At 41.0% G+C, this 14,680-nt stretch carries 14 protein-coding genes; 6 read left to right on the forward strand and 8 right to left on the reverse strand.

What is annotated here, in order from left to right; all coding sequences use genetic code 11:
• The first annotated feature begins 6 nt into the window (after positions 1-6).
• The 3 genes from floA to CLV99_RS00180 all read left to right on the forward strand — a co-directional run bounded on the left by floA (position 7) and on the right by CLV99_RS00180 (position 2,658).
• A complete protein-coding gene (gene floA / locus CLV99_RS00170) occupies positions 7-990 on the forward strand; it encodes a flotillin-like protein FloA (protein WP_133582466.1) in 984 nt (327 codons plus the stop codon).
• 548 nt (positions 991-1,538) lie between these two features.
• Positions 1,539-2,057 (forward strand): KdsC family phosphatase, encoded by a 519-nt coding sequence (locus tag CLV99_RS00175; RefSeq protein WP_133582467.1) that lies wholly within the window; start codon positions 1,539-1,541, stop codon positions 2,055-2,057.
• Between the two features lies 1 nt (position 2,058).
• Positions 2,059-2,658, forward strand: a complete 600-nt coding sequence (locus tag CLV99_RS00180) for a Maf family protein (RefSeq protein WP_133582468.1) — start codon at positions 2,059-2,061, stop codon at positions 2,656-2,658.
• Between the two features lie 33 nt (positions 2,659-2,691).
• On the opposite strand, the gene CLV99_RS00185 is transcribed toward CLV99_RS00180, so the two are convergent.
• Together CLV99_RS00185 and CLV99_RS00190 are read right to left on the reverse strand one after the other, a co-directional pair.
• Entirely contained in the window at positions 2,692-5,367 is a 2,676-nt protein-coding gene (locus tag CLV99_RS00185) for a TonB-dependent receptor domain-containing protein (protein WP_162849963.1), read from the reverse strand.
• Positions 5,368-5,585: 218 nt separating this feature from the next.
• Positions 5,586-6,011, reverse strand: coding sequence for a hypothetical protein (locus tag CLV99_RS00190; protein WP_133582470.1), 426 nt, complete (start codon positions 6,009-6,011; stop codon positions 5,586-5,588).
• 347 nt (positions 6,012-6,358) lie between these two features.
• On the opposite strand from CLV99_RS00190, the gene CLV99_RS00195 reads away from it, so the two are divergent.
• Positions 6,359-7,243, forward strand: coding sequence for an energy transducer TonB (locus CLV99_RS00195; RefSeq protein WP_133582471.1), 885 nt, complete (start codon positions 6,359-6,361; stop codon positions 7,241-7,243).
• A gap of 58 nt (positions 7,244-7,301) precedes the next feature.
• Here the strand turns inward: CLV99_RS00195 and CLV99_RS00200 are convergent, their stop codons facing one another.
• From CLV99_RS00200 to CLV99_RS00210, 3 genes are all read right to left on the reverse strand, one after another.
• Positions 7,302-8,636: a carboxypeptidase-like regulatory domain-containing protein gene (locus CLV99_RS00200; RefSeq protein WP_133582472.1), complete on the reverse strand. Its 1,335-nt coding sequence runs from the start codon at positions 8,634-8,636 to the stop codon at positions 7,302-7,304.
• On the reverse strand, positions 8,629-9,201 hold the full coding sequence (locus CLV99_RS00205) for an RNA polymerase sigma factor (RefSeq protein ID WP_133582473.1): 573 nt from the start codon (positions 9,199-9,201) through the stop codon (positions 8,629-8,631). The genes CLV99_RS00200 and CLV99_RS00205 overlap by 8 nt, the downstream gene beginning before the upstream one ends.
• A gap of 80 nt (positions 9,202-9,281) precedes the next feature.
• Complete coding sequence (locus CLV99_RS00210; RefSeq protein ID WP_133582474.1) at positions 9,282-10,181, reverse strand: hypothetical protein; 900 nt, start codon at positions 10,179-10,181, stop codon at positions 9,282-9,284.
• Between the two features lie 187 nt (positions 10,182-10,368).
• On the opposite strand from CLV99_RS00210, the gene CLV99_RS00215 reads away from it, so the two are divergent.
• Positions 10,369-10,932, forward strand: coding sequence for a C40 family peptidase (locus CLV99_RS00215; RefSeq protein ID WP_133582475.1), 564 nt, complete (start codon positions 10,369-10,371; stop codon positions 10,930-10,932).
• A 5-nt stretch (positions 10,933-10,937) separates the two neighbouring features.
• Here the strand turns inward: CLV99_RS00215 and CLV99_RS23435 are convergent, their stop codons facing one another.
• The 3 genes from CLV99_RS23435 to CLV99_RS00225 form a co-directional block, all read right to left on the reverse strand.
• Entirely contained in the window at positions 10,938-11,066 is a 129-nt protein-coding gene (locus CLV99_RS23435; RefSeq protein ID WP_262708263.1) for a hypothetical protein, read from the reverse strand.
• Between the two features lie 169 nt (positions 11,067-11,235).
• Positions 11,236-12,111 carry a hypothetical protein gene (locus CLV99_RS00220; protein ID WP_211348368.1) on the reverse strand — a complete coding sequence of 292 codons (876 nt, stop codon included), beginning with the start codon at positions 12,109-12,111 and terminating at the stop codon, positions 11,236-11,238.
• A gap of 50 nt (positions 12,112-12,161) precedes the next feature.
• Positions 12,162-13,208, reverse strand: coding sequence for a WG repeat-containing protein (locus tag CLV99_RS00225; RefSeq protein ID WP_133582476.1), 1,047 nt, complete (start codon positions 13,206-13,208; stop codon positions 12,162-12,164).
• 179 nt (positions 13,209-13,387) lie between these two features.
• On the opposite strand from CLV99_RS00225, the gene CLV99_RS00230 reads away from it, so the two are divergent.
• Positions 13,388-14,623 carry a DoxX family protein gene (locus tag CLV99_RS00230; RefSeq protein ID WP_133582477.1) on the forward strand — a complete coding sequence of 412 codons (1,236 nt, stop codon included), beginning with the start codon at positions 13,388-13,390 and terminating at the stop codon, positions 14,621-14,623.
• Positions 14,624-14,680: the final 57 nt, after the last annotated feature.

The following is a 14,680-nucleotide window of genomic DNA, read 5'->3' on the forward strand; positions in this document are numbered from 1 at the left end:
TAATTTATGAATTCAGACGTTTCTTTAATTCTAACGGTCATTGGGGCTGTAGTCGCATTGTTCTTATTACTTTACCTATTACCGGTCAATCTATGGTTTACCGCTCAACTTTCCAACGTACGTATCAGTCTACTGAATCTTGTGTTAATGCGCTTACGGAAAGTTTCTCCGGCATTGGTTACGAATGCGATGATTACCTCGACCAAAGCAGGACTCCGTATCAGTACCAATGATATTGAGACACACTATCTTGCAGGTGGAAATGTAAATAAGGTGATCAAAGCCTTGATTTCAGCAGATAAGGCTAATATTCCTCTGGATTTTAAACTCGCTACAGCGATCGATTTAGCTGGAAGGGATGTTTTTGATGCGGTGCAGCTTTCTGTTAACCCTCAGGTTATTAATACACCTCCTGTAGCGGCTGTTGCCAAGGATGGTATACAGTTGATCGCAAAGGCAAGAGTTACGGTACGTGCTAATATTAATCAGTTGGTCGGTGGTGCCGGAGAGGAAACGATTTTAGCTCGTGTGGGTGAAGGTATCGTCACTACGATAGGATCTTCTGCAAATCATAAAGAGGTACTGGAAAACCCTGACCGTATTTCCAAGACTGTATTGTCGAAAGGATTGGATTCGGGAACAGCCTTTGAGATTCTATCTATTGACATCGCTGATATCGATATCGGTGAAAACGTAGGTGCAAAATTGCAGACTGACCAAGCAGAGGCTGACCTTAAAGTGGCTAATGCCCGTGCTGAGGAGCGTCGTGCTATGGCTGTTGCGAATGAGCAGGAGATGAGAGCGAAAGCACAGGAAGCTAAGGCTAAGGTGATTGAAGCGGAAGCACAGGTGCCATTAGCAATGGCAGAAGCTTTTCGTAGCGGTAATCTAGGAGTTATGGATTACTACAAGATGCAAAATATCCAAGCGGATACAGATATGCGTTCGTCCATATCCAATCCTAAAGGCACGGACAAGAATAAGTCTTAAGGCAAGATATTATTATAAATTGAAGGGGCATGAAAATGCCCCTTTTTTTCTGAAAGTTTATGTATTATTGATGCGACTCTATATTCGAAGGCATCAATGAGCGCTCTTTGTTCGGTTCAATGGTCACTAAGAACTTGTATGTCTGTTGATGACCGGAATGAATCATAAAAGTTTTATCTGAAAAGAGGCAACATTGGAGGCTGTACGGTAAGTTGTCTGTTGGAGCCGATCTGTAGGGTATAAAAGAACAAAACCTTGACGATGGGCGCCAAGGTTTGCTACTAACCAATTATAAACCTAAATTATGAAAAGACTATTCTAAAACAACTCTTTTTTCTATTCGAATACTTTCATAGATTTCCGAATTGTTAACACAAAGTTACGTCAAGAATCGGTAGTTGTCAAGTCTTATTAGTATAAAAGTTGCGATAACAACTACTTTGTGACAAATTCTTGATGTTTCTGGTTTATATTGATAAATCTATGGCTATTCTGAGTAAGGAGGCTGTTTAGCATATCTACAATTATTAGTTACCTTTGTATTAGTTATGATTTATTCTACGTTAAAAAATATAAAATGCATTGTTTTGGATGTCGACGGAGTATTGACAGATGGTGCTATTTTAGTCAACGAAAATGGTGAACAACTGCGAACTTTCAATGTCAAAGACGGGTATGCAATACAGTATGCGGTCAAGCAGGGTTTATTGGTTTTCGTGATTACCGGAGGACGTTCTCAAGGAGTTTTGAAACGTATGGAGGGGCTTCATGTTCCCGAGATACATTTGGGCGTTTCGGACAAATTAAGCCTGCTTGAGGAGCTCGCTGCACGTTACGGTTTAAGCTTAGCGGATATAGCCTTTATAGGCGATGATATGCCTGACTATAGCTGTATGCAACAAGTTGGAGCCGCTATTGCCCCTGCGGATGCCGTTGAAGATATTAAGCGTGTAAGCCACTATGTTTCTACTAAGCGTGGAGGAGAAGGTGTGGTGCGCGAGATTATTGAAAAGGTGTTGCGACTTCAAGATAAATGGCACACAGAAGTTCTTATAAAAAGTATATAACATGTTGTTTTTAGAAGCTATAGCGAAAATACCTATTATTCTAGGCTCGCAATCTCCACGTAGAAAGGAACTTCTGTCATCGTTGGATCTCAATTTTGAGATTGTAGTTCGTGAAATCGATGAATCGATCCCTGCAGGCGTGCTGGCCGAAGATGCCGCCGAATATATTGCAGTGGAGAAAATTAAAGCTTTTGCCGAACTCAGCTTTTCCGAGCATATCGTGATTACGGCTGATACCGTTGTAGTAGACGGGGAAGGTACAGTGCTTGGTAAGCCTAAGAATATAGAAGAAGCACGAATGGTATTGTCTGGTCTGAGCGGTAAGTCGCATTGTGTCTATACCGGGGTGGCCGTAGCTTACCATGGGGAGATAAGAAGTTTTACGTGCGAGACAATTGTTCGTTTTAGAACGTTGGACAAGGAGGAGATTGAATATTATCTGAATAAGTACAAACCCTATGATAAAGCTGGATCTTATGGGATTCAAGAATGGATAGGCCGCATAGGAGTGGATGCTATTGAAGGATCTTTTGAAAATGTTGTCGGACTTCCGACCGCCCGTCTCTATGACGAACTTAAGCGGATAGTCCTATCCTTATAAAAAAGGCCGTTTGTTTACAAACGGCCTTTTTTATTATTTGATATGGTATCTCACCCCTGTGTAGAACATTCTACCCGTTAATGGACCCCATAATAAGTTGGTGTCAAAGTATTGACCAAAAGGTTGATCAAAACCTAATATCGGATCTTTTTGGTAGTAATTCGTTAAGTTTTCCCCACCTACATAGATATCAATATTTTTGTTTTTTCCTAGTTTTCTGCTGACCTGTGCATTCATCGTGACATAAGACTTAGAGTTTTCCGGTAGCTGGTACTCTACAGGGTTGGCAGCCGTAGAAGGCATTCTTTTCTTACCTACTACATTTAGGGTGTAGTCAAACGACCATCCACTATGTAGATTGTAGGCAAGGTTCATGAAACCTCTATGTTTTGCTGTCAATGGTTTCTGTAGGCGTCCGCTGGCATAGTCTGTCTGTACATCCAATAGTCTGTATGCAAATCTAGCTTCAAAGTGTTGAGCAGGCATAAAGCGTAGCTCTGTTTGCAAGCTGTTTGAGAATGATTTACCTTCTAGATTGTAGAAAGATACCGCTCTTGGGTTCTCAAAATCGATAACAACTTGGTTTTGGAAGTTATTATGGAATAATTCCATTGATATCCCCGCTTCCCGTCCAAATAATTGAAAGTCCTGGTCAAAGGTCAATCCCGTATTCCAAGATACCTCTGGTTTTAATCCATAGGCATTGTTCTGGTTTGCTAAAGAAGCGAAGTCGATCGTACGGCTCGATGCAAATATACTCATGTTCTCCGCGAATATATTTGCAGTACGCTGTCCTCTTCCTGAGCTTAAACGGAGTGTCGTAGTCGATGTTGGTGCATAGCGTACAACAGCTCTTGGTGTTGTAAACCATCCGTATAGAGAATTGTAATCCTGGCGCAGGCCTAATACCGCATCAAAGTTTTCAGCAGGGCTGAAGGTGTATTCTGCAAATGCTCCCGTGACGGCTTCCTTCCGTTTGAAATTGTATTCAGTTATAGTTTCGTCATAGTCATCATAAGAGATCGAAGCCCCCACTTTATATTTGTGGGCTATAGAGCCAATCACATCTTGAAAGATAAGGTTGGCATAACCACTGCTCTGCTCGCTCCGGTAATTAGTAAGTCCAAAGTAGCTGTCCTGTTTATAGTTCGAACCGGATAGTTGTAGGCCGATACTTCTTAGTCTGTTCTCTGGGAACACATATCCGATTTTAGCAAAACCTTCAATACGTTGGTTGTCGAAACCGATCCCATATCTATTCGTTGTGCCTTTGTCAGTAGATTTATTGAAATCAGTATGTCCGCCCGTACGGTCGTCTTTAAGGTATTTAACACCGAATTGTGCAATCACCCCTTTTCCGTCTTCGTAGTGCCATCTGTTGATTCCCGAGAATAAGTTGCCAACAGGTGCATCTCTGTATCCATTTTTACTGTAGTTCATGCCTTTGTTGTACATGAAGTTGTCATGGAGTAAGAAGCCTACCGACCATTTATCATTCAGCTTTTGTGCTAGGTTCAGGTTGATGTCTGTACGTCCCATGTTGTTGGCGTAAGCATTGAAAAACAAGCGATCTGTTTCGTGTGGTTTTTTCAGTTCGATATTGATCTGTCCTGCCATATTTTCAAATCCATTAACAACAGATCCGATACCTTTTGAAATTTCTATAGAGTTGATCCATGTTCCAGCAATACTGTTCAGACCAAGTGGTGTTGCGAAACCGCGGGGACCTGGTAGTCCTTCTACAGTCAATTGGGTGTAGATACCGCTTAAGCCCAACATCTGGATCTGTTTACTACCTGTTACCGCATCATTACTCACGACATCGACAGATGCATTCGTAGAGAAGCTTTCACTTAAGTCACAACATGCTGCTTTGAAGAGTTCCTTTGTCGTTAGGACTTCCATCCGATTTGGATTCAGCTTATTGATATAGGTTGCTTTTTTGCTCCTTGATACGACTACCTCTGACAATACATTGTCTTTCGAGTGGATAACGAGTACCTCATGAAGGTCTTTTACGACTATAGTGTCAGCCTGCATTCCTGGGTGGGAGAAAATAAGGTGTTTGTACCCTTTTTCATGTTTAATCTTGAATACCCCATTTTCATTACTTGTCGTCTGTTTTGTAGGAGCTTCGAGCCATTTGATATTCACGCCAACGATAGGGGTAAGTTCTGCTTTTCCATCTTCGTTTACTACAACACCCGTTATGATATGTTCGTGATGCTCATGGTCATCATCGTCATCGTGTTTTGCCTTAGGGGCATGGTTGTGCCCAGCGTGGTCATCATGGTTATGACCGGCATGGTCGTCATGATTATGTCCTGCATGATCATCGTGGTTGTGACCTGCATGTTCGTCTTTTTTGCCTTCACCTAGTCGCTCATATAGACAACACTCATGCAGCTTGGCATATACATCATCTTCCGCTTTGACTAATGGGGTGTCATGGCCAGCTTTGGCAATCGCCTGTTGGATTTGGTTGAGGTTGACTTTTTTAGAATCGTACTTTGTCGTGATTTTGTGTGTTTTGTCATCCCAGACTGCAGATTCTACACCTGATATTTTGGCGGCTGTTTCAATGCGTTTTTTACACATACCACAATTGCCCGGTACTTCAAATACGGCGGTGCTCAGGGTCTGTGCTACAGTGACCTGTGTTATAAAAATAAATATAATGAATGATGCGACTTTGTATATTGTATTCATATGTAAACAATTTGTTGTGAGGCAGCTATTGTATATCGTTTGCCTTCTAGGGCGAATCATATAGTCCTTTCAATGGACTTGTAATATCCAAAAGACAAATGTTCTTTACTTTTCAGTCTAACCCGACTGAAAGGATATACCAATAGCTTCTCTTGTGTGATTTAATCGATGGAGCATAGCTCTGCAGTGCCCCATTTAATAACAGCGGAGATGCTATCCTAAATTCTGAAAATACAATTTAAAAGAAATGTGGGGGGAGAGACGTCTTTGAAGACGAAATTGTTCGTTAGGACCAATTTTTCCTTTTCAAACTCCAAGCTGATAGGCTTGAGGTTGATCCATAGGCGAGTTAAGATCGCGGGTGCTATATCGGTAGAAAAATTCGAACTTCCCGAAAACAGTTTATTGGCAAGCTGGTCGATTTTAATCTCGATATCGCTACATTTTCCATCCGAACATGTCTTGTGCTCTGAAGAACTAGAAGTTTGTTCTTCATGTCTTGTGCATAGCGCACATTCATCATGGCCTGTTTTCTCGTATATACTGATGGATGTTCCGCCACAACAGTTATGCATATACACTGATCCTCCAAAGGAGACCATCGTATAAATAATGCATAATAATAGGGCAAGAAATCTTTTCATCACGAGCAAATATAAAGGAAATAAAATGATAAAAAATATTTTGCTGTTGCAACATTATTGTTATCTTAGTGATAGCTAACCTTTATCTAATTATTATGGTAGAATTTTTTGAACAACCTGTTGTAGCCTTAGCCGGTATTGCAGTTCTTGTTTTCGCCGCTCTTTTTCTGCTTAAGCTGTATTCAAAATTGATGTCCCGATTAGGGTAATCTATATTTTTTATATACTTCAGGGAGCCTGCCTGATGGTAGGTGCAGGTGCAAAATATGTTCAATTTGTTTTGTGGAAACAATCGCTTTGGATCATCATAGTATAAAAGAGAGTTATAAACCAAAAAACTTTTTGCTATGCTATTTTCAAAATCAGTTATTTTCGACAAAGAATGGATGGATGTCGTTTTTGTCGGCCGGAACAAAGCTTATGGAGCTTACCAATTGAGGCTTTTTGGAGAGAAAGCTATACAGATTTCTTTAGCAGGTGTGGCATTATTTGTTGCTGCGCTGTGCAGTCTTTCTTTTATGGAACATAAACCCCAGAAAGCAGCGGAAGACAATCTTTCGAGTATTAATACATCGTTGATTTCTGTTGAGATTGAGGATCCTCTTCCGATTAAAGAAGAGGTTGTCATTCCAAAAGAAACCGGCGAAGCACAGCAGGTCGCCCAAGATGTGCCTGCAGTAGATGTAGTGAAATTTACGGAGGTTAGTCCCACTGATAAGGCAAACGTTAAAGAAGATGTCGTAGCGACATCGGAAACACTTGCCCCGAAGAAGATGATCGGAGCGATATCGATGAAAGGACAGGCTGGTGGAACACTTATACCCAAAGGTACTTTTGGCAAAGAAAAACGAGAAGGTGGTAATACAGGCCGGAGTACAGGAAGTATTACGGGGGGAGGAGACGATTCGGGGGATCCTTTCGAGACCGTAGAGATTATGCCTATGCCGCCGGGGGGAATGAAAGCGTTCGTCGAGTGGGTAGCACGCAATTATCAATTCCCTTCCGCAGCTGTTGATAACGGAGCATCAGGTGTTATACAGGTCAGCTTTGTTGTAGAAAAAGATGGTAGCTTGAGTTCTTTTGATGTGAAGCGAGATTTGGGGTTCGGAACAGGGGATCAGGCTGTTAAGCTCCTACAAAGGGCGAAGCATTGGACCCCAGGTATTCAGAATGGAAGACCTGTTCGGGTCTCCTACACGTTGCCTATAAGGCTCAGTACGATACAACAATAAGATATGATTTTTTCAAGCTCCTTTCTAGGGGCTTGAATCTTTTTAAACCTATAGGAAGTTATTTACGCGGTTTGATCTGTATATAGATATTTTTGGAATCTGTTCCAGCTTTCCAGGTAGGACCCTGTTCGATCAGGTCGATAATCTTGGAGTTAAGTTTCCTATCCGACGATCTTATTATAGATACATTTATAGGTTTACGTTCCTTATTCAGCTCCATCCGGACAGAAAAGTCATATTCCGTTTCAGTAATTTTGTCTATCTCATGAAAGAGGTAGGACATATATTTTTCCCAGCCATTTGTAGGTATACTCTTCTCTTGCTTGGCTTTTGGGGTAAAGCCAATTTCGTCCAGTAGGTTTTCTAACGGCGATAATAATATGGTCTGTTCTCCACCTTCGGCCTTGACTTCTTTAGCGGTATATCCTGAGGCGTTTATTTTTAGGCTATTTTTACTATTGGCTGCATATAAAAATCTTCCGTCTGCATCTGTCACGACAACTTTATCATTTTGAGTGTCTGTAACCTCTACTCCGGCCAAAGGTTGTTTCGATTGCTGGTCCAAAATCTGCCCCCAGATTAAATCTGTCTTAGCGTCCAGACCTAGACTGCTCAGACGGGCCCTCATTTGTGCACTAGATAGCGGGGTGTTTGGATTGTTGCTCACTCTGGTTTCTGTTACCCTAGGCTGTCCTTGTTTTTTTTGATTGGAAGCGATAAGGTTCGATTTATCCTGAGCTTCGGTATTAATGATGATTACATCGCTCTCATGCTTAGGGTGACCGAGATTTAATGTGCCGGCTATGTCTTGGTTGAGTTCAATGTTTTTTTCCGTAGGTGTGTAGGCTAGAATCTGGCTCTCTTGCTCTGTGAGTTTTCTCGAGCGTAGATTGGCGGACATGTTTTCATGTTTGCTGCTCTGCTCTGCATGCGCTTCCTGCTGGCGGTACCCAGGGCCAGAAAACAATTGGCCTACGCTGTCAGGCGTAGCGGCAATTTCCGCTATACGGTCGTGGCTAGGGCCAATAGGACCTTCAGGCATATCGTCGGCAACAAGCTCTTGCGTGTGAGTGTCTTGATTTTTATTATTCCAGAATAGTATACCTGTTGTCGTCAGTAGAACTACAACCGATGCGGCTATCTTGAAGAGATTACTGTTCCATAGTGATCTGGAAGGTGGTCGCTGTACAGTCCGTTTAGTGATTTGGTCATTGATATCGACGAATGATAGCGGACTGCTCGCGTTGTTCTTTTCGATTTCCAAACCCATAAGGATATCCGATAGCATCTCGTCATCATGGGCAGCACGTTCTATTTCATGCATTTCCTTAGAAGACAATTCGCCATTGACATACTTACGTAGGTGGGCAATATCGAATGTGAGTTTACGCATCAGCTCTATCCATACAGTTTTTTAAGTTTCTCTTTCCGTTCTGGATATAGCTTTTTACCTCATTCATGCTATATCCTGTTATTTCAACGACCTCTTTGTAGCAATGTTCATTGATAAAAAAAAGGTCTACCGTCACTCTTTGTTTTTCTGGAAGCTTTTCTATGCATTGTTCCAGCGAGGATAGTTTTTCCTCTTTCTCCGAATAACTTTCTTCCTGATGCATACGTATCGGGAATTCCACAAATTCATCGACTGAAAATTCTATTCTGCCTTTTTTTGATCGTAGATCCATGAGGCAAAAGTTCTTACTTACTACGTATAGCCACTTCGGAAAGCTCTTGATATCCTGTTTTTTAATCTTGGTTATTAGCTCTTCAAAGATTTGCATCACAGCATCTTTGCTCTTTTCCTCTTCTTTAAAGTAGCGTAAGCATACGTAGTATACCATTTCGGCATGTTTGCTATACAGCTTGCCTAAGGCTTCCATATTATTTCCCTTAAGATACTGTGCCAAGAGGACAGCATCTTCTTCATTAGGAGGAAGGTCAGCATTGTATAGTTTCATAAAATTGCCGTCAAATTAGTGCTTTTTTTTCAGAGTATCAGTTATTTAATGTTAAATTAAGGTTTTTTCAATGATTCTCTTTACAAAGGCGACCAATATACATAGGCTTCTTTGAGCGTGTGGTAGCGGTTTTGTTTATCCGGTGTTATGAAAGAGAGATTACCGCCCTCGGCCCCTGGAAATGATGTGACCAGTTCAATTTTGTTGTTGTAGTGGAAGACATTGAGAATGTCGAAATCCTCCATCGGAAACTGACCACCATCATCTACTCTCCACGTACTTATCTCGTCATACTCTGCTTTGAATTCTTGTATAAATAGGGTTGGATTTGTATGGGATTTGGCAATGAGCAACACCGTTAGGGTATCCGCTACAGGGGCGAGTTGTGCTAGAAAAACACTGTCTTTCTCTACCGTCGTCGCGATGAGTTTGATGTTTTTTATAGGACTTTGGTAGCTTTTTTTCAACTCTGCAACTACGCTGCTTTTGTTGGCATCAGCCAATTCTTTTTTGACGCTTACCGCTTTTCGTGTCTTATGAAAATTGTCGTTGGCGAGGAAAGCATAGGCCTCGCCCGGAGATAGTTTTTCACGCAGTTGGAATACCGCTCCCGGAATATTGTTGAAGTTTTCTGGCGTCTGTCTTCCATTGTAGTCTTCACTCTCCTTCTGCATTTTAACAAATTCAAATGGATACGCTTTTTCATTGGACCATACATAACTTAGCGCCTTCACATTTGATGGATGCTCTTCGTCATCGACCAAGATGAGTTGCTTGCGTGAATCGTCGAATACTCCAAAACCGATATTCTGATGGGATAGGGTATCTGCTGCTAGACTTTCGGATACTTTTTGAGGAACCGTATCCTGTACTGTAACGATCGTGTTATTCTGCTGTGGAGGATTGTTACATCCGATATATAACCCTGTAGAGAGGGTGCATAGCGCTAAGAGTAGCGCCTTGTTGAATTTGTTGTTCATAATACAAATCTAAGGGAAAAATATCAGTCAAATAAGGGAGCAATAAAAAACATTTTAAAGAAACTACCCTCATTTTGGCTTGTTTTATGTTTGAAATAGGTCATGTTTAAATCACATATGTGGAAAACTATCTGTTTTATAGTATTATTGTGAGCTATTATATTCGTAATAAATAGGAGGATACGCTATGACTCTAACGAAACACTTATCTATTTTACTGCTCCTTGTGCCCTTTGTTTTTGCATCCTGTGGTGCCAAAAAGAAGACACTTTACGGAAATAACCATAAGCCAACGGTCGGGGGCAGTCATTCGGCAGGCAAGAAAAATAAAAGTAATCTAACGGCATATTACGCAGAATTACTTGGTACAGACTCCAAGTCCTTGAATGCGGACCTTTATTCTTTTATCGATGATTGGATGGGTAGCCCACATCGTATGGGCGGACTGACGCGTTCGGGAATCGACTGTTCTGCTTTTGTAGGTATGGTTTACAATGAGGTATACCGTAAAGACTTACCACGTACCTCGCGGGATATGGCGGAGCGGATCAAGCGAAAGTATGACGACCAGCTCAAGGAAGGGGATCTGGTATTCTTTTCTTTCGGGGGTAGGGATATAGACCACGTCGGAGTTTACCTTCAAAACGGAAAGTTTGTACATGTATCGACCAAACAAGGAGTGGTTATTTCCAATCTTAAAGACGTGTGGTACTATAAGTATCTGAAGCGTTGCGGTACACCGACGATCTAGTCATATTAAAAGTCCCGAATCTCGTCAAACCATTTTGTTGCAAGTTCCTGAGGAAGATTTAAAGGGGAGGATTCGATCAGTTGCTCCACAGCAGTGCCTGTGTCTTCACGTTCTACAGTCTCTATATTGGGCAAGATATTAATCAGCTCGATGAGCTTGACGATAGCCTGTTTGACCTCTTCCTCTTTTTTTGCTTTGCCGATTTCTTTTAGTGCCGTTTTGTAGGCCTTTGTTGCTGTTTTTGCATTCTTTGAATCCCAGTTGGTAAAAGGTATTCCATATTCAGTTTTAAACCATATCTTTTTACGTAGTTTCGATACCGATGTACCCCATTTGTCGTTCTGCTAAGATGGTTTTCAGTTCCCGCTGCAGGATTTTACCTTGTGTTTCCTCTATATTCCAACCAATAAAGCTGTTGAGTTTAGCCCATGTTGCGAGGGCAGGCATCCCTGTCAGGTCGGATACCGTCCGGAGGCCAAGGGATTCTAAATCTGTTAATTCTGCCAATGCGTCAATATTTGTAATATTTCCGCTGAGATTCAAGCTCTTTGTGTTTTTGAACTGTAATAGGCTGTTGCAGTCCATGGGAGGACCGACGATAGCATTGTCCACATGGACGGAATCCACCATTTTGCTGAGATGTGGGAAATCAGGTAACTTGTATATCGTATGAGGTAGGTCTGTCTTTGGGGCAAGTTGTAATAATAGGAGGGGAGTGCTCGTCTTAACCGTTATATTCTCTAGGTTCCCCGAAAGGAACAGTTTTTGGATATGCTCTCCGAGTGTCAGCTCGATGGGATGTGACGATGCGTGTATGCTCAGTTCGTAGATATTGGCCTTTGTAAAATCCGCTTTTACTGGAGCTAGTGGACTCCAGTGCATTCTCTCGATCTTACGTTTTTCCGACCATTGGATGAAACCTGTATCATTTCCCGAGTAATATAAAAAACGAGGCCAGTCACCATTAGGGTAGCGGTCTGCATTTTGTTTTCCATGGGGAGTATACATTTCATTAAAAACGTTCCAATTGATGGGTACGTCAGTATCTACTAGTACATCGTATTTCCCTGGAGAGGCTTTTTTTGTTCCGATAGAGAAACTACCTTGTCCAGGTGGAATGTTGATTTTATGACTGTTCTCTCCCGTTAAGGAAATATAGATAGGACTGTTTCTTTCCATGTGTATACGAATGCGGTGTTGTACAAATCTAGGGATTTGCTGTTGATTTTTTAGTTCCACTTTTGATAGGCGCGGTCAATATCAAAAGGAAAAGCTGATTTATGTTTAGTCCTTTGCTTGTCGTACTCGATGATTCTTTCCAGGTTTTCCAGTATATATTCTTTCATTGGTTTAATATTTTCCTGATCTAAAGAATAGGGGTAATCTATATAGTGAAAAGTTTGTGTCTCGGCATTAAATAAAAAAACATAATCATCTTCTGTGCGTTGGCTGCGGTAGCCTTGAATTTTGTAGTAGGGGAAATCTGTGGTAGGTCTTCTTATAATTTCAAACTGTAGTGATACTTCCGATTTAGAGTCCGAGCTGTAATAATTGTGTAGAGACATGTCATTTATAATCTCATAATACTCTTCAAATCTCTTTAAAATATCCTGTTCATCTTTTGTGTATCTGAAGGGGTAAGGGAGGTATTCGCCATCCCCTAGATTATAGTCTTTTTCGTGTTTTTTTGTTTTGCTCGGCTTGATTAGATTTCCATTTTTATTCACATATCCTTTAAAGGAACTGGAGGAGTTTGGGACTACAATCCAATGCTCTTCATCTATCCGTTCTTTTTTGATATCGCGTAGTACCTCTGCATAGCCATAGTTGAATGGAGCTGTAAAGTCCCATTCCGGAGATATTTTGATATTCCCCTCTTCATCAGCAAACCCAATTTTTCCATTATCTAGGTCAATAATGCGTTGTAGGTCCTCCGAGAAATAGTCACTGCCGTTATCAAACAACAAGGTGTAATAAAGTGGTTCTCCTTTTCTATTGTATACTGTAGCGGATGGCATCGCTGGATTATCTGTAGCAGGAGGGGATTTACTCAGACTTCCTGGTAGTTCAAAGATGGAGGAGGAGATAGGTTTGGAAAAATCAATTTCGTAAGTGATTCTATGTCTACCAAGAGGCACAATTATTTCTGTTGCCGATTTTACTCCCAGTTGAACAGAGTCTTTATCGGTAAAGTAATAGAGTTCCTGTCCGGATACTGAGCTAATCCAGAATAAAAGAATAGATGCAATTATACTACACTTGTTTTTTATAAACATAACGTCGCTATTTTTTTTTAAACCTACATAAAATCTATTGAAATAGCATGTTTGTTATTAGGGATATGGCAAGTTTAGTGAAATAAGGCACTGCGTGATTGAAGTCTTAAATAAGGTTAAATATGGACGATATTGTTTGATATTCATTAATTTAGAATAGAAACTTTATAAGTTAGATTATGATCGACCAATCATGGACCCAATCAAGGAAAATAGGCTTTCGTTTTTCCTTTATTTTTATTCTATTGTTCATTCTATTTAAGAATAATGGAGCTTTCTCGCTGTTAGGTTACCTGACCCAATTTCTGGCTACGCCGATCCGCCAATTATGCCATTGGTTTGCATTTCATATTCTGAATTATAGATACGACTACGCAGTGTACACTAACGGTAGCGGGGATACTTCGTATGATTGGGTTTCTTTAGCACTTTTTTTTACTGTTGCGGTATTAGGGACCATTATTTGGTCCGTTGTTGATAGAGATAGAAAAAGTTATAATACCTGTTATTATTGGCTTACTGCCGTCACGAGGTATTACATCGCATTTATGTTGATCAACTATGGTGTGATTAAATTGACGCATTCGCAGATGCTGCCTCCGGGGCTAGGTCGACTGATGGAGCCGCTGAGAGAGTTCTCTCCCATGGGGTTAGCCTGGACGTATTTCGGATACTCCAAGGGCTACAATATTTTTGTCGGAATTGCTGAGATATTGGCAGGATTCCTGTTGTTTCGTAGAACTTTGGTCTTAGGGGCATTGATCACCATGGCGGTCAGTATCAATATTATGACGGCCAATTATTTCTTTGACGTCCCTGTCAAGATTGTCTCGACCGCACTATTGATCTTATCTCTCTATTTGCTCTTACCACACATCCAGTCTTTATTCAACTTATTGGTACACGGACGTCCTGCTCAGTTGCAGCTGCTGGAGAGACCGATATACGCACGGCCTTGGAAAAACAAGTTGATGATCGGACTCAAAGTCGTGATTCTTCTTGTTTTTGTAACTCAGCAGATTACAGGTTTACTGAATAGGCATAAGCTGATGGGGCAGTATTTCAAAAAATCTGCGTTGTATGGTATTTATTTTATTGACGATGATAAGGAAGGTAGGAAGAGTATTCCTGACGACTGGATGTCTATTGTTTTCGAATATGAAGGTTATGAAAGTGTTCGAGATAAGTACTATAAGAAAATAGATATAACGCCAAGAATAGATCCAGCCAACAAGATTATATCGTTAAATAAATATACATTCGATTATTCAGTAGCTGACAATGGGGATATCACCTTAAAGAAAGTATTTGATGACCGTACAGAAGTCATCAAGCTGATCAAGCAAAACCCAGAGGACTTTGAGCTAAGGAAGCGCGGCTTTAACTGGATACAGGAATACCCTTACAATAGGTAGGGGAGACATGTTTTTGTGAGAAGATCTGTTAACTGATAGGTTTATATTTCAAACTTT

The sequence above is a fragment of the Sphingobacterium yanglingense genome, from assembly GCF_004363245.1.
GTDB classification, from domain to species: domain Bacteria; phylum Bacteroidota; class Bacteroidia; order Sphingobacteriales; family Sphingobacteriaceae; genus Sphingobacterium; species Sphingobacterium yanglingense.

Excerpts from the sequence above, each read along its gene's own strand:
- CLV99_RS00195 (WP_133582471.1), top strand. The coding sequence starts at position 6,359 with ATGCTATTTTCAAAATCAGTTATTTTCGACAAAGAATGGATGGATGTC.
- CLV99_RS00220 (WP_211348368.1), bottom strand. The coding sequence starts at position 12,111 with ATGGAAAGAAACAGTCCTATCTATATTTCCTTAACGGGAGAGAACAGT.
- CLV99_RS00230 (WP_133582477.1), top strand. The coding sequence starts at position 13,388 with ATGATCGACCAATCATGGACCCAATCAAGGAAAATAGGCTTTCGTTTT.
- CLV99_RS00180 (WP_133582468.1), top strand. The coding sequence starts at position 2,059 with ATGTTGTTTTTAGAAGCTATAGCGAAAATACCTATTATTCTAGGCTCG.
- CLV99_RS00200 (WP_133582472.1), bottom strand. The coding sequence starts at position 8,636 with ATGCGTAAACTCACATTCGATATTGCCCACCTACGTAAGTATGTCAAT.
- CLV99_RS00210 (WP_133582474.1), bottom strand. The coding sequence starts at position 10,181 with ATGAACAACAAATTCAACAAGGCGCTACTCTTAGCGCTATGCACCCTC.
- CLV99_RS00185 (WP_162849963.1), bottom strand. The coding sequence starts at position 5,367 with ATGAATACAATATACAAAGTCGCATCATTCATTATATTTATTTTTATA.
- floA (WP_133582466.1), top strand. The coding sequence starts at position 7 with ATGAATTCAGACGTTTCTTTAATTCTAACGGTCATTGGGGCTGTAGTC.
- CLV99_RS00215 (WP_133582475.1), top strand. The coding sequence starts at position 10,369 with ATGACTCTAACGAAACACTTATCTATTTTACTGCTCCTTGTGCCCTTT.
- CLV99_RS00175 (WP_133582467.1), top strand. The coding sequence starts at position 1,539 with ATGATTTATTCTACGTTAAAAAATATAAAATGCATTGTTTTGGATGTC.
- CLV99_RS00190 (WP_133582470.1), bottom strand. The coding sequence starts at position 6,011 with ATGAAAAGATTTCTTGCCCTATTATTATGCATTATTTATACGATGGTC.
- CLV99_RS00225 (WP_133582476.1), bottom strand. The coding sequence starts at position 13,208 with ATGTTTATAAAAAACAAGTGTAGTATAATTGCATCTATTCTTTTATTC.
- CLV99_RS00205 (WP_133582473.1), bottom strand. The coding sequence starts at position 9,201 with ATGAAACTATACAATGCTGACCTTCCTCCTAATGAAGAAGATGCTGTC.